The sequence below is a fragment of the Bacillus sp. FSL L8-0167 genome, from assembly GCF_038630295.1.
In the GTDB taxonomy this organism is placed as follows: domain Bacteria; phylum Bacillota; class Bacilli; order Bacillales; family Bacillaceae; genus Bacillus; species Bacillus safensis.
Genome location: NZ_CP152027.1, coordinates 18,615 through 31,237 on the forward strand (window position 1 = coordinate 18,615; position 12,623 = coordinate 31,237).

The 12,623-nt window shown below is 40.9% G+C and carries 12 protein-coding genes, 1 tRNA gene, 1 other RNA gene and 1 other annotated feature; of the genes, 9 read left to right on the forward strand and 5 right to left on the reverse strand.

Annotated elements, in window-relative coordinates; translation table 11 throughout:
* Positions 1 to 6 precede the first annotated feature (6 nt).
* A complete protein-coding gene (locus MHB66_RS00080) occupies positions 7 to 1,485 on the reverse strand; it encodes a PLP-dependent aminotransferase family protein (RefSeq protein ID WP_041115180.1) in 1,479 nt (492 codons plus the stop codon).
* A 246-nt stretch (positions 1,486 to 1,731) separates the two neighbouring features.
* Here MHB66_RS00080 and pdxS point away from each other — a divergent pair, with 246 nt between their 5' ends.
* The 5 genes from pdxS (at position 1,732) to MHB66_RS00105 (ending at position 5,975) form a co-directional block, all read left to right on the forward strand.
* Positions 1,732 to 2,616, forward strand: a complete 885-nt coding sequence (gene pdxS / locus MHB66_RS00085) for a pyridoxal 5'-phosphate synthase lyase subunit PdxS (RefSeq protein ID WP_039175840.1) — start codon at positions 1,732 to 1,734, stop codon at positions 2,614 to 2,616.
* A gap of 20 nt (positions 2,617 to 2,636) precedes the next feature.
* Positions 2,637 to 3,227, forward strand: a complete 591-nt coding sequence (pdxT, locus tag MHB66_RS00090) for a pyridoxal 5'-phosphate synthase glutaminase subunit PdxT (RefSeq protein WP_041115178.1) — start codon at positions 2,637 to 2,639, stop codon at positions 3,225 to 3,227.
* A 53-nt stretch (positions 3,228 to 3,280) separates the two neighbouring features.
* Positions 3,281 to 3,497 (forward strand) — a binding site (T-box leader).
* A 49-nt stretch (positions 3,498 to 3,546) separates the two neighbouring features.
* Positions 3,547 to 4,821, forward strand: a complete 1,275-nt coding sequence (serS, locus tag MHB66_RS00095; protein WP_024426746.1) for a serine--tRNA ligase — start codon at positions 3,547 to 3,549, stop codon at positions 4,819 to 4,821.
* Between the two features lie 101 nt (positions 4,822 to 4,922).
* Positions 4,923 to 5,753: a methyl-accepting chemotaxis protein gene (locus MHB66_RS00100; protein WP_024425758.1), complete on the forward strand. Its 831-nt coding sequence runs from the start codon at positions 4,923 to 4,925 to the stop codon at positions 5,751 to 5,753.
* A gap of 129 nt (positions 5,754 to 5,882) precedes the next feature.
* Positions 5,883 to 5,975: transfer RNA gene (locus tag MHB66_RS00105), tRNA-Ser, on the forward strand.
* Positions 5,976 to 6,064: 89 nt separating this feature from the next.
* Here the strand turns inward: MHB66_RS00105 and MHB66_RS00110 are convergent.
* From MHB66_RS00110 to MHB66_RS00125, 4 genes are all read right to left on the reverse strand, one after another.
* A complete protein-coding gene (locus MHB66_RS00110) occupies positions 6,065 to 6,724 on the reverse strand; it encodes a deoxynucleoside kinase (protein ID WP_342490568.1) in 660 nt (219 codons plus the stop codon).
* Positions 6,721 to 7,344: a deoxynucleoside kinase gene (locus MHB66_RS00115; RefSeq protein ID WP_024425759.1), complete on the reverse strand. Its 624-nt coding sequence runs from the start codon at positions 7,342 to 7,344 to the stop codon at positions 6,721 to 6,723. The genes MHB66_RS00110 and MHB66_RS00115 overlap by 4 nt, the downstream gene beginning before the upstream one ends.
* Before the next feature lie 85 nt (positions 7,345 to 7,429).
* On the reverse strand, positions 7,430 to 8,731 hold the full coding sequence (locus tag MHB66_RS00120) for a glycoside hydrolase family 18 protein (protein WP_046314483.1): 1,302 nt from the start codon (positions 8,729 to 8,731) through the stop codon (positions 7,430 to 7,432).
* Between the two features lie 46 nt (positions 8,732 to 8,777).
* Positions 8,778 to 9,332: an isochorismatase family cysteine hydrolase gene (locus MHB66_RS00125; protein ID WP_080943507.1), complete on the reverse strand. Its 555-nt coding sequence runs from the start codon at positions 9,330 to 9,332 to the stop codon at positions 8,778 to 8,780.
* Positions 9,333 to 9,411: 79 nt separating this feature from the next.
* On the opposite strand from MHB66_RS00125, the gene tadA reads away from it, so the two are divergent.
* The 4 genes from tadA to MHB66_RS00145 all read left to right on the forward strand — a co-directional run bounded on the left by tadA (position 9,412) and on the right by MHB66_RS00145 (position 12,622).
* Positions 9,412 to 9,888 carry a tRNA adenosine(34) deaminase TadA gene (gene tadA, locus MHB66_RS00130; protein WP_034284264.1) on the forward strand — a complete coding sequence of 159 codons (477 nt, stop codon included), beginning with the start codon at positions 9,412 to 9,414 and terminating at the stop codon, positions 9,886 to 9,888.
* Between the two features lie 76 nt (positions 9,889 to 9,964).
* Positions 9,965 to 10,229, forward strand: an RNA gene (gene ffs, locus MHB66_RS00135) — signal recognition particle sRNA large type.
* 330 nt (positions 10,230 to 10,559) lie between these two features.
* Positions 10,560 to 12,272: a DNA polymerase III subunit gamma/tau gene (gene dnaX / locus MHB66_RS00140; protein WP_046314485.1), complete on the forward strand. Its 1,713-nt coding sequence runs from the start codon at positions 10,560 to 10,562 to the stop codon at positions 12,270 to 12,272.
* A 26-nt stretch (positions 12,273 to 12,298) separates the two neighbouring features.
* Positions 12,299 to 12,622, forward strand: coding sequence for a YbaB/EbfC family nucleoid-associated protein (locus MHB66_RS00145; RefSeq protein ID WP_008342011.1), 324 nt, complete (start codon positions 12,299 to 12,301; stop codon positions 12,620 to 12,622).
* Position 12,623 lies beyond the last annotated feature (1 nt).

The following is a 12,623-nucleotide window of genomic DNA, read 5'->3' on the forward strand; positions in this document are numbered from 1 at the left end:
TTATCGTTAAAAGAAGAGCGATTGCTTCTGATTTTGAGGAGTGGACAAGGCTTGCTGAAAAATACCACATAACTTTTCCACGCCCTCGGCCAGTGCTTTTTCATTCACATAAGAAAAGCTGAGGCGGATATAATTCTGTTTCGGCTCTCCAGGATAGCAGACAGAGCCAGGCAAAAAGGTAATTTGCTGCTTACGTGCTTCATGCAACAGTGCTCGTGTATCGACCCAGGAAGGAAAGCTGAGCCATAAATTGAGACCGCCCTGTGGAATTTGCCACGTTACATCTTTCGGTGCATGCTTCGTTAACACATCCATCATCAAATCGCGTCTCACTTTCAAGGCGGTTCTTAGCTTCTTCGTATGATCAATCATTTTCTTCGATGTCAGAAACGGTAATATGGCCTTTTGTGTGAGGAGAGGGCTGCCTAAGTCATTATTGGCCTTTGCAGCTAATAAACGGTTAAATATCGAGCCTGACGCTGTGATAATCCCTATTCTGCATCCTGGAGCCAGTGTTTTACTTAATCCTCGTAAATAAATGACATGTCCATCATGGTCCAAGCTTTTAATAGGTGCTGGCGGCTTCTTTTCAAAATAAAGCTCACGGTAAGGGTCATCTTCTACAATGAGACAATCAATGCTTTGAGCCAGTAGGAGAAGCTGTTTTCTACGCTTCATCGACATACTGGCCCCTGTTGGACTGTGGAAAGTAGGAATCGTATAGATGAGCTTCGGTTTATATTTATCACAAATGCTTTGAAGCTGCTTCATGTTCATTCCTTCATGATCGACAGGGACGGTAATGATTCTTGCTCCTCTGCCCATAAAGACATCAATGGCCCCGGGATAGGTCGGTGCTTCCATGACAACTACATCATCCGGCCCAATAAACGTACGTGCCACCAAATCAAGCCCTTGCTGAGAACCACTTGTTACAAGGATATTTTCAGGTGTAGAGGGCACATCCAACTTTTCTAAAAAGGACTGAATGACTTGTCGCAGCTGAAGATCACCTTGTATTTCTCCATACTTCGACATGATTTGAGGATGTCTGGCTAGTACATGCTGCATTTCTTTTTCTAAATACCGGTTTGGCAAAAGCCCTGGATCGATCATAGAGGAAGAAAGGTTAATGGCTTCTTCGACATAGTGATACTGAGCGAATTGAGACCGTGGTAAATAATCTGGAATCGACAACTGCCAATCGAAAGAGGTAGATGATGGAACCGGGGTCTCTGTCTGCTCTTGCTGCTCATTCACAAAAGTTCCTTTACCTTGCACCGTCGTTAAGTATCCGTCGTCTTTTAATCGGGTGTATGCCTTAGCTGCCGTGACAAGACTCACATTGAGCTGTTTAGCTAAATCACGGACAGTTGGCAGCTTTTCTCCTTGCTGAAGCAAACCCGATTGAATGTGATCGATGATTGAAAAGTAAATTTGATTTGAAAGAGATGTATCAGAATGTCGATGGATATCAATATGCATGAAACCCCTCCATTGAATGCAAAATTGTTATACATAATTTTTAATTGTTATAGTTGCATTATAGCATGTAAATCTCACTTGATAGAGAAAATGACATGTATTTAGCTGAAAACCCTTTATATACAAGGATTTATTCTTTTTTATCGGCTGATTGAATTGTTATACTATTCTCTTTATTGTTATACTTCCTCGCTTGTATGATAAAGATGTTGAATGAATCGAATAGACAAATGGGAGGAAACTATTGTGAGCAATAAGGGAACTGAACGAGTGAAACGTGGAATGGCAGAAATGCAAAAGGGCGGCGTCATTATGGATGTCGTCAATGCGGAGCAGGCAAAAATTGCAGAAGAAGCAGGTGCAGTGGCAGTCATGGCACTAGAACGAGTACCAGCTGATATCCGTGCTGCAGGCGGTGTTGCCCGTATGGCAGACCCAAGAATCGTAGAGGAAGTACAAAATGCAGTAACGATTCCAGTCATGGCAAAAGCACGTATCGGCCACATCGTCGAGGCTCGTGTTCTTGAAGCACTTGGTGTTGATTATATCGATGAGAGTGAAGTGCTGACGCCCGCAGATGAGGAATTCCATTTAAATAAAAATGAATACACAGTACCTTTTGTCTGTGGATGCCGCGATTTAGGTGAGGCAACCCGCCGTATCGCAGAAGGCGCTTCTATGCTTCGCACAAAAGGAGAACCTGGGACAGGCAACATCGTAGAAGCTGTTCGTCATATGAGAAAGGTCAATGCTCAGATTCGTAAAGTATCGGCTATGAGTGAAGATGAACTGATGACAGAAGCCAAGAATCTTGGCGCGCCTTATGAATTATTGCTGCAAATCAAAAGAGACGGCAAGCTGCCAGTTGTGAACTTTGCAGCAGGAGGCGTTGCGACACCAGCAGATGCTGCGTTAATGATGCAGCTTGGCGCAGACGGTGTATTTGTCGGATCTGGTATTTTCAAATCAGACAATCCAGCTAAATTTGCAAAAGCAATTGTTGAAGCAACGACTCATTACACTGATTACCGTCTCATTGCAGAACTTTCAAAAGAGCTTGGAACAGCTATGAAAGGAATTGAAATTTCAAATCTACTGCCAGAAGAACGTATGCAAGAGCGTGGCTGGTAATTAAGGGAGCGCAAACGAACATGCTGACAATTGGTGTACTAGGGCTTCAAGGAGCGGTGAGAGAGCATATTCAATCGATTGAAGCCTGCGGCGCAGAAGGAAAGATCATCAAACGTGTAGAAGAGCTAAAATCCGTTGACGGTTTGATTATCCCTGGTGGAGAAAGTACGACGATGAGAAGACTCATGGATACGTACCAATTCATTGACCCGATCAAAGCGTTCGCTGCTCAAGGGAAACCGATTTTCGGGACATGTGCCGGTTTGATTATGCTGGCAAAGCATATCGAAGATCGAGAAGATGCTCATCTTGGACTGTTAAATGTATCTGTTGCACGGAATTCTTTTGGCAGACAGGTAGACAGCTTTGAAGCAGATTTAGAAGTAAAAGGACTGGATGCGCCGTTTACAGGGGTATTCATCCGTGCGCCTCATATCATCAGCGCAAATGATGACGTAGAAATCATGGCTGAATATGATGGCAAGATTGTGATGGCGAAAGAAAACAATATCTTAGGCTGCTCCTTTCATCCAGAGCTGACAGACGATCACCGGTTAACACAGCTGTTTGTAGACATGGTGAAGTCCTACAAAACGAAGCTTGCTGTATAAAACGGTTGAAAAGAGATAAAACTTATAGTACATTAAAATCACAATCAAAGATCGAAAAAGCGTTGACGGGAAATAGTAAGAAGCCCCTCTTTCTCAGAGAGCCGATGGTTGGTGAGAATCGGTGAAAGATGCATTCTGAATCCATCCTTGAGCGAAATGCTGAAACTAGAGAAGTAAGCATTTACGGTGATACCGTTACAGAGGAAAGAGGAAAGCATGCCTTTGCATGTTTTCAATCAGGGTGGCAACGCGAGAGCTCTCGTCCCTTTCATGGGATGAGGGCTCTTTTTATTTTTCGATAAAAAAAGGAGTGTTACACATGCTGGATATTAAACAACTGCGCACGGACTTTGATCAAATCAAAGAAAAATTAGCACACCGAGGCGAAGATTTAGCGGATTTTGATAAGTTTGGTGAGCTAGATCAAAAAAGAAGAGAATTAATCGGGAAAACAGAAGAATTAAAGAGCCGAAGAAATGAAGTATCACAGCAAGTGGCCGTTCTAAAAAGAGAAAAGAAAGACGCCGATCACATTATTCAAGAAATGCGTGAGGTAGGAGATGAGATCAAGAAGCTGGATGATGAGCTAAGAACAGTAGAAGAAAGCCTGCAGCACATCCTGTTCTCAATTCCAAATATCCCCCATGACTCTGTACCAGTTGGTGAAACAGAAGACGACAACGTGGAAGTGAGAAAATGGGGCGAACAGCCAGCCTTCTCATTTGAACCAAAACCACATTGGGACGTAGCTGATGAGCTAAAAATCCTTGATTTTGAACGTGCAGGAAAAGTGACAGGAAGCCGTTTCGTTTTTTATAAAGGGCTTGGCGCACGCTTAGAACGCGCATTGTATAACTTTATGCTTGATTTACATGTGGATGAGTTTGGTTTTACTGAAGTGCTTCCACCTTATATGGTCAACAGAGCAAGCATGACAGGAACTGGGCAGCTTCCAAAGTTCGAAGAGGATGCCTTTAAAATACGTGAAGAAGATTACTTCCTCATTCCAACAGCTGAAGTGCCAATTACGAACATGCATCGTGACGAAATTCTCGAAGGTGAACAGCTGCCAATCAACTATGCAGCATTCAGTGCTTGCTTTAGATCAGAAGCAGGATCTGCCGGAAGAGATACACGCGGACTCATCCGTCAGCATCAATTTAACAAGGTAGAGCTTGTTAAATTTGTCAGACCAGAAGATTCTTATGAAGAATTAGAGAAACTAACAAATCAAGCAGAAAAAGTTCTTCAGCTATTGAACCTTCCATACCGTGTCATGAGCATGTGTACGGGAGATTTAGGATTCACAGCTGCGAAGAAATACGATATCGAAGTGTGGATTCCGAGCCAGAATACGTACCGTGAAATTTCTTCTTGCAGTAACTTCGAAGCATTCCAAGCAAGACGTGCAAACATTCGTTTCCGTCCAGAACCTAAAGCGAAGCCAGAACATGTCCACACATTAAATGGATCTGGATTAGCGGTAGGAAGAACCGTAGCGGCTATTTTAGAAAACTATCAACAAGAGGACGGCACAGTAATCATTCCTGAAGTACTGCGTCCTTATATGGGAAATAAAGAAGTGATGAAATAAGATGCCGTCAAGGCATCTTTTTCTTTTTACCAAAAGTCCTACAGTTTTCCTGAATTTAGCCGATAAAAAAATTAAAAGCTTCTAGGAAAGAAGGAATAACCGTGAATAGGCTTGACTATTATGTTGAAATGGCTCATTTACTTAGAAAGGTACTAGATGAAAGTATTCTTTTCGGCATCACAGATACAGAGAAGATACTTTGTTATTACCCGTCTAACACAATAGATTTTGGTATGAAAGTTGGAGACCCATTGAACCCAGAAGACCAAAATGTGGCGACGACATTAAGAGGACAAGAATATGACGGTCATTTACCAGAGCATTTATATGGTTATGAAATTGCTGTAAAAGGTTACCCGATTTTTGATGAAGATAGAAAAGTAATCGGCTCTTTTTTAGTGGCATTTTCACATCATCGCGAAAAGAAATTAAGCGGTTATATGGAGCAAATCAATAAAGTAGCGAAAGAACTCCAAGGTGGAATTGAGCAAATTGCTGCACATTCACAAGAACTGGCTGCCACAAGTTTAGAAATAAGCGAACAGGCAGGAAGAGCGGAAGAGAAATCTGCGAATATTGAAGAAGTCGTCAAAACCATTGGCGGAATTGCTAGACAAACAAATCTGCTTGGTTTAAATGCTGCAATTGAAGCCGCAAGAGCAGGTGAGAACGGAAAAGGGTTTGCTGTCGTTGCTGATGAAGTCCGCAAATTATCAGATGGCTCGAAGGAAGCGGCTGAAACCATTAATACATTTTTAAAAGAAATCCAAGACAGCATTGGCACTTTGTCTGAAAACATCTCACAAATCAGCAGCTCAACAAATGAACAAGCCAAACAAGTGACAGACTTTACGAAGATTATCGAGTCATTAAATGAGTTTAAAGTAGAGATGAATCAGTTTATTGAAGAAATTAGACAGGATACGAAATAGATCAAGAGCAGCCGTCAATGGCTGCTTTTTTATAGGCAAACATCATGCAAAAATCACATATTGAAATTTTTTTACGAAAAGGTGTTGACTTCAAATAAAATGATATGGTATATTAATTCTTGTCGATACGGAGGAATACCCAAGTCCGGCTGAAGGGATCGGTCTTGAAAACCGACAGGGGTGTCAAAGCCCGCGGGGGTTCGAATCCCTCTTCCTCCGCCATATTGATTTTTTACCTTAGTTGAATTGAACGCAAGCATAAAAATTGGAAATTGTCAAACCGCTGCATTTCGCGAATGCAGCGGTTTTTTTTATTTTGTTTTATTGCGATTTTTTTGAATAACAGAAGCTATTTCATGAAGAATGGGATCAAGTGAGCTTTCATCATGAAGTAAGTCGTAATCTTCAATATTAATTTTAATCACTGGGCATAAATCAAATTGTTCGATCCATTCCGTGTATCGAGTGTACATTTCTTCCCAATAAGCCCGGTCAGTTTGAGTTTCCATCTCTCTGCCGCGTTCTTCAATACGATGTAAAATATGATCTAAATCTCCGTGTAGATAGATGAGGACATCAGGGTGAGGGAAGTAAGGTGTCATCACCATCGCCTCAAATAGGCTTGTATACGTTTCATAATCGACCTCAGACATCGTACCTTTGTCCGCATGCATTTTTGCAAAAATGCCAGTGTCCTCATAAATGGAACGATCTTGTACATATCCTCCGCCAGATTCAAAAATCCGCTTTTGCTCCTTAAAACGCTCAGCTAGGAAATAGACCTGTAAGTGGAAGCTCCATCTTTGGAAATCTGAATAAAAAGGCTCTAAATATGGGTTATCATCTACTTTTTCAAGAGAGGTTTGAAACCCTAGCTTGTCCGCTATTGTTTTGGTCATATTTGATTTGCCGACACCAACAGTCCCGGCAATTGTGATGACTGCGTCCTTTGGTATTTTGATATTGTTCATAGCACTTGCTCCTTTATGTTCTGTACAATTTGCTGGTAATCTTGCTGTGAGGAAACGAAGTCTGTATGATCTCCTTCAATTGTAATGATGGGAAGCCCTGGCTCAGTCTGTTTTAAATGTTCAATGGCCAGCTCGTAATCTTCAATGAGTGTTTTTAAATAAGCTGGGTCAATGTCTTCTTCAAAAGAGCGTCCTCTCATCTGTATTCTTTCAAGTAAGGTGGGAAGGCTGGCTTTTATATAGATCATGGCATTTGGTTTAGGAAGATCATCTGTTAGGAGGTGATAGATCTTTCTGTATTTATCCATGTGCTTTTTTGATAATGTTCTTTCTGCAAATATCATATTTTTATAGACGTGATAATCAGTGACAACCGGCTGCTGTTTATTCACATAGTTTTCTTCAATTGATTCTAACTGTTTGAACCGATTGCATAAAAAGAACATCTCAAGCTGAAAGCTCCATTGTTCCATATCTTCATAAAATTTATCTAAGAATGGATTTTCTTCTACAATCTCTTTTACTAAAGGAAATTGAAATTCCTTCGCAAGCATTGTAGCCAAAGTTGTTTTTCCGGCTCCAATTGGGCCTTCCACTGCAATAAAAGGGGCAGGATACATAGGCGTTCTCCTCTATCTATAAAGTTAAAGTTGTCAAACCAATGTATATTGTACCATACCCCTTCTAATTGATAGAGTGAATGGATTACGATGTCGTTCTTTTTTCAATATTAAATTGATCTGATAATAAGAGCCAATTTTGTGGGAAAGATAGACCTAATTTCCAATAAGCAATGCCGTTCAATTTTAGCTCTTTGATGAGATTGAATTTTGCTTGAATCGATCTAGCGTCTTCGAACCAGACCTCATGCTCTTTGTTGTTGGCATCTGTATAACGAAAATGGGGTGCTTGTGCTGTTTCGTCGTATAAGATAGAGACATTGTGCTCTCTAGCAAGTGCAATTGCTTGTTGAGGACTGACGGCTTTGGCGATGGGGCCGCCCTGGACGAAAGGAAGTGTCCAATCATAGCCGTATAAATTCTGCCCCATTACAATTTTATTGGCCGGTATGACAGTTAGTGCATATTCAATGACTTGGCGGACAGGTCCAATTGGAGAGACAGCTTGTGGAGGGCCGCCGCTGTACCCCCATTCATAGGTCATCAGCACAACATGATCGACGATCTTACCGATCGCTTCATAGTCATGGGCTTCATACCATTTGCCCTTTTGCTGACTACTTGTTTTTGGTGCAAGTGCAACAGATATTGTCCATCTTTCTTGATGGAAACGGGCTGTTGCTTCTCTTAAAAATTGAATATAAGCATCTTTATCAACAGGGCGTAAATATTCAAAATCAAAATGGATTTCTTTGAATTGATACTTTTTGGCAACACGAACAATTTCATCTAAAAATGCCGTTTTGACAGATTGGTTAGTTAAAAGAATACGCCCAAGTTCATCACTGAATTTTTCATTCTCTAGATTTGTCACCACCATGGTTAATACAGTTCTGTTCTGAGCGGCAATCTGGGGTAGTTGGTCTAACGGTGGTTCTCGCAGTGTCCCATCTCTTTGTGCTTGAAAACTAAAGATGTCTAAATGGGTTAAGTATGGGGAGGCCTCTCTAGCTGCCTGCTTTAAGTTTTCACTGACTTGATTTCCCCGTGGTTCAATATAAGCATTGGAATTAATGTTCCTTTTCGGTCTTTGTGGAATATAGAGCAAGAAACGAACAGGCAGTATTGCTTCAGGCCGAATTCTGTTCACGCGTGCCAATTCTTCCACTGAGATTTGAAACCGTCTACCAATTTGATATAGTGTGTCATTTTGTTTGACCTCATAAAATTGACCTCTAATTGGAATGACAATTGTTTGTCCAATGACGAGTTGATTTGGTGTTTCGATTTCGTTAGTACGGATGATTTCATTGACTGTCGTTTTAAAACGCATAGCAATGTCGTTTAAAGTATCTCCTCTTTTGACAACATAAATTTGAATAGTCAACGCCCCCCTTTGTTATTGCTAACAATTTATGAGGGTTATGGCTAAATCATGTTTGATTTTCATTCGTGATTTCCTTAGCGGTAGTGATTTTGGCTAGAAGAACGTTCTCCATCATCGTTAAAGCGTAGTCGTTATCTCTGTCGTCGTTTGAAGCGATACAATCTTTAGGTACAATTAGATTGTATTCTCGCATGTATGCGTCATTTGCAGTGAACAAAACGCAAATGTTTCCGGCAATTCCAGTTAGAATAATGTCCTCAACACCTAATTCATTTAAGAGTGTCTCTAGTGCAGTACCGTAGAAGGCAGAATGCTTAGGTTTAATCAAGAAGTAATTATCTTTAGATGGTGTCATTCTCTCTAAAATAGGAGCGCTTCTTTCGTTTTTGCATGTTTCCAGAACAGCTTGGATATCAGCCTTCCAAAGTCCGTAGTGATCGTTGATATAAATGATTGGCCAATTTTCCTTGAAAGCATGTTGTTTAAGAGCTAAAATTTTATTGGTCATTTGCTCTGTTTTTTCTGCAAGCACATGTCCCATTTCAAAATCAAAATCATTAATCATGTCGATAATAAGCAGCGCCTTTTGGTGCTTTGACAAAATAAGACCCCCTTTAAAAGATTGTGATAATATGTTAACCTCAATTTCCTTTTAAAAAACATGAAAAGAGAGCCGTGCTATGACGAAAGATGAACAGTTTATGCAAGAAGCCATTTCTGAAGCCTTAAAAGCAGAACAAATAGGGGAAGTGCCGATTGGTGCGATCATTGTTGTTGATGATCAAATTGTGAGCCGGGCTCATAATTTAAGGGAAAGTGAGCAGCGTTCGATTGCACATGCAGAATTACTTGCTATTGATGAAGCATGTAAAGCGACAGGGAGCTGGCGTTTAGAAGATGCTGTGCTTTACGTTACGCTTGAGCCATGCCCAATGTGTGCGGGTGCTATTGTTCTCTCTAGAGTGAAAAAGGTCGTTTTTGGTGCATACGATCCAAAAGGTGGATGCGCAGGTACTTTAATGAATTTACTGGATGATGAACGGTTCAATCATCAGTCTGAGGTCATCGGTGGTGTACTTGAAAATGAGTGTGGTGAGCTGTTAAGTCAGTTCTTCCGAAATCTCCGTCAGCGAAAGAAACAAGCCAAAAGTAAATGAATGGATACCGTTTGCAATTTGAGCTATAAGAAGGTATACTTATGTCTGCGTCACTAACAATTTAATATTCATTTTGCCGTGCTAAGCGGGGAGGTAGCGGTGCCCTGTACTCGCAATCCGCTCTAGCGAGGCCGAATCCCTTCTCGAGGTTCGTTTACTTCAAGGTCTGCCTTAAATAAGTGGTGTTGACGTCTGGGTCCTGCGCAATGGGAATTCATGAACCATGTCAGGTCCGGAAGGAAGCAGCATTAAGTGAAACCTCTCATGTGCCGCAGGGTTGCCTGGGCCGAGCTAACTGTTTAAGTAACGCTTGGGGTAGCGAATCGACAGAAGGTGCACGGTAAATCAATATTAAATGTAACTCATCTAGTTTAACTAGGTGAGTTTTTTGTTGCTGTTCAAAGAATAGCTGAATTGCTTTGGTTATACAAATAGATAAAAAGTCTTTTTGGTTCCATTTGTTTGTTTCACTAATCGCAATAAGAACCGGTGTTCTGTTTGGGGTTTCGGGTCTTTTTACAAAGCTAGAAAATACGTTTTTAATGCATGGAAAGTAGAAAATCTATAGTTGAAATCATCTTTTTGGCATATTAGAAAATAAAGGTGTGCTTTTGAATTGATCGGTGCATCATGTATAATGAAAAAGATGATAAATGGAGGAGGGCGTATTTGTGAGTTATCAAGCTTTATATCGAGTGTTCAGACCTCAAGTTTTTGAGGATGTTGTTGGACAAGAACACATCACAAAAACGTTGCAAAATGCCCTTTTGCAGAAAAAGTTTTCTCATGCTTACTTATTTTCAGGTCCTAGAGGAACAGGTAAAACAAGTGCTGCCAAAATCTTTGCTAAGGCAGTGAACTGTGAAAAGTCACCTGTTAGTGAGCCGTGTAATGCATGTGATGCCTGTAAAGGGATTACAAACGGTTCAATTTCAGATGTGATTGAAATAGATGCTGCCTCGAATAACGGGGTAGATGAAATCCGTGATATACGTGATAAAGTGAAATTTGCTCCTTCGGCGGTTACGTATAAGGTTTATATTATAGATGAAGTACATATGCTCTCTATCGGTGCATTTAATGCCCTCCTTAAAACGCTGGAAGAACCGCCTGCTCATTGTATCTTTATTTTGGCTACCACAGAGCCCCATAAGATTCCTCTTACCATCATATCTCGTTGTCAGCGATTTGATTTCAAACGAATCACGACTAAAGATATTGTTGGAAGAATGGAGAAAATTGTAGATGCAGAAGGCCTTAACGTACAGGAGGGTTCGCTCGAGATTATTGCTAGTGCAGCTGATGGCGGTATGCGTGATGCACTAAGTCTCTTGGATCAAGCGATTTCATTTAGTGGTGAACAATTGACAATTGATGATGCGCTGCTCATTACAGGTGCTGTATCTCAGCATTTCATTAGTCAGCTTGCTGAAGCAATTTTTGATCAAAATATTGCGACAGCGTTAGATACATTAAATGAGTTGCTCCAGCAGGGGAAAGATGCTGCTAAATTAATAGAGGATATGATTTTTTACTTTAGAGATATGCTGCTTTATAAAACGGCACCAGATCTCGAGGGGGTCCTTGAAAAGGTAAAGGTCGACGAAAGTTTCGTGGCGCTGTCAGATCGTGTGACACCTCAATTTCTGTATGAAACCATTGAAGTCCTGAATAAAAGCCACCAAGAAATGAAATGGACAAATCATCCAAGGATTTTCTTTGAGGTAGCTGTTGTAAAGCTGTGTCAGTCAACAGCAGGATTGACACAAGGTCATGCTGACGCTGATTTAACGGCGCTAACAGATAAAATAAACAGGCTGGAACAGGAACTATCAAGGCTAAGAGCCGAAGGTGTACCAATGTCTCCATCTCATAGTCCTCAAGAAAAAAAGGAAGCGCCTCGACCACAAACAAGTAACAAAAATGGCTATCGTGCTCCTGTCGGCCGAATTCATGAGATTCTAAAAGAAGCGAAACGGCCTGAGTTAGAAAAAATTAAAGGCAAATGGGGAGAGCTCCTTGCCCAGTTGAAACAGCAGAATAAGGTGTCTCACGCTGCGTTATTAACGGACAGTGAGCCAGTTGCGGCTGCTTCGCATGCCTTTGTTTTAAAATTCAAATTTGAAATACATTGTAAAATGGTTGCTGAAGATAAAAGTGGTGTTCGGACCAATCTTGAACAACTGCTAGAGTCTATGTTAGGAAAAAGAGTGGAATTAGTTGGCGTTCCTGACGCTCAATGGGGTAAAATAAGAGAAGAATTTTTAAGAGATCATCAGCCGGATGAACAAGCAGATGGTCAGGAAACTTCTTCTGAAGAGGATCCATTGATTGCGGAAGCAAAGAAATTAGTAGGAACCGATTTAATTGAAATTAAAGATTAATAAAAATGAAAGAGAGTGGTGTTCATATGCGCGGTGGAATGGGAAATATGCAAAAAATGATGAAACAAATGCAAAAAATGCAAAAGGATATGGCGAAGGCTCAAGAAGAGCTTGCAGAAAAAGTCCTTGAAGGTACAGCTGGTGGCGGTATGGTCACTGTAAAAGTAAATGGACAAAAAGAAGTCGTTGATGTAGCAATTAATGAAGAAGTTGTTGATCCAGAAGATATCGATATGCTTCAAGATCTTGTACTTGCTGCGACAAACGATGCATTGAAAAAAGTCGATGAGCTAACGAATGAAACGATGGGTCAATTCACAAAAGGAATGAACATGCCAGGTTTATTCTAGG

Excerpts from the sequence above, each read along its gene's own strand:
- MHB66_RS00080 (WP_041115180.1), bottom strand. The coding sequence starts at position 1,485 with ATGCATATTGATATCCATCGACATTCTGATACATCTCTTTCAAATCAA.
- tadA (WP_034284264.1), top strand. The coding sequence starts at position 9,412 with ATGACGAAAGATGAACAGTTTATGCAAGAAGCCATTTCTGAAGCCTTA.
- MHB66_RS00115 (WP_024425759.1), bottom strand. The coding sequence starts at position 7,344 with ATGTATCCTGCCCCTTTTATTGCAGTGGAAGGCCCAATTGGAGCCGGA.
- serS (WP_024426746.1), top strand. The coding sequence starts at position 3,547 with ATGCTGGATATTAAACAACTGCGCACGGACTTTGATCAAATCAAAGAA.
- MHB66_RS00110 (WP_342490568.1), bottom strand. The coding sequence starts at position 6,724 with ATGAACAATATCAAAATACCAAAGGACGCAGTCATCACAATTGCCGGG.
- MHB66_RS00145 (WP_008342011.1), top strand. The coding sequence starts at position 12,299 with ATGCGCGGTGGAATGGGAAATATGCAAAAAATGATGAAACAAATGCAA.
- pdxT (WP_041115178.1), top strand. The coding sequence starts at position 2,637 with ATGCTGACAATTGGTGTACTAGGGCTTCAAGGAGCGGTGAGAGAGCAT.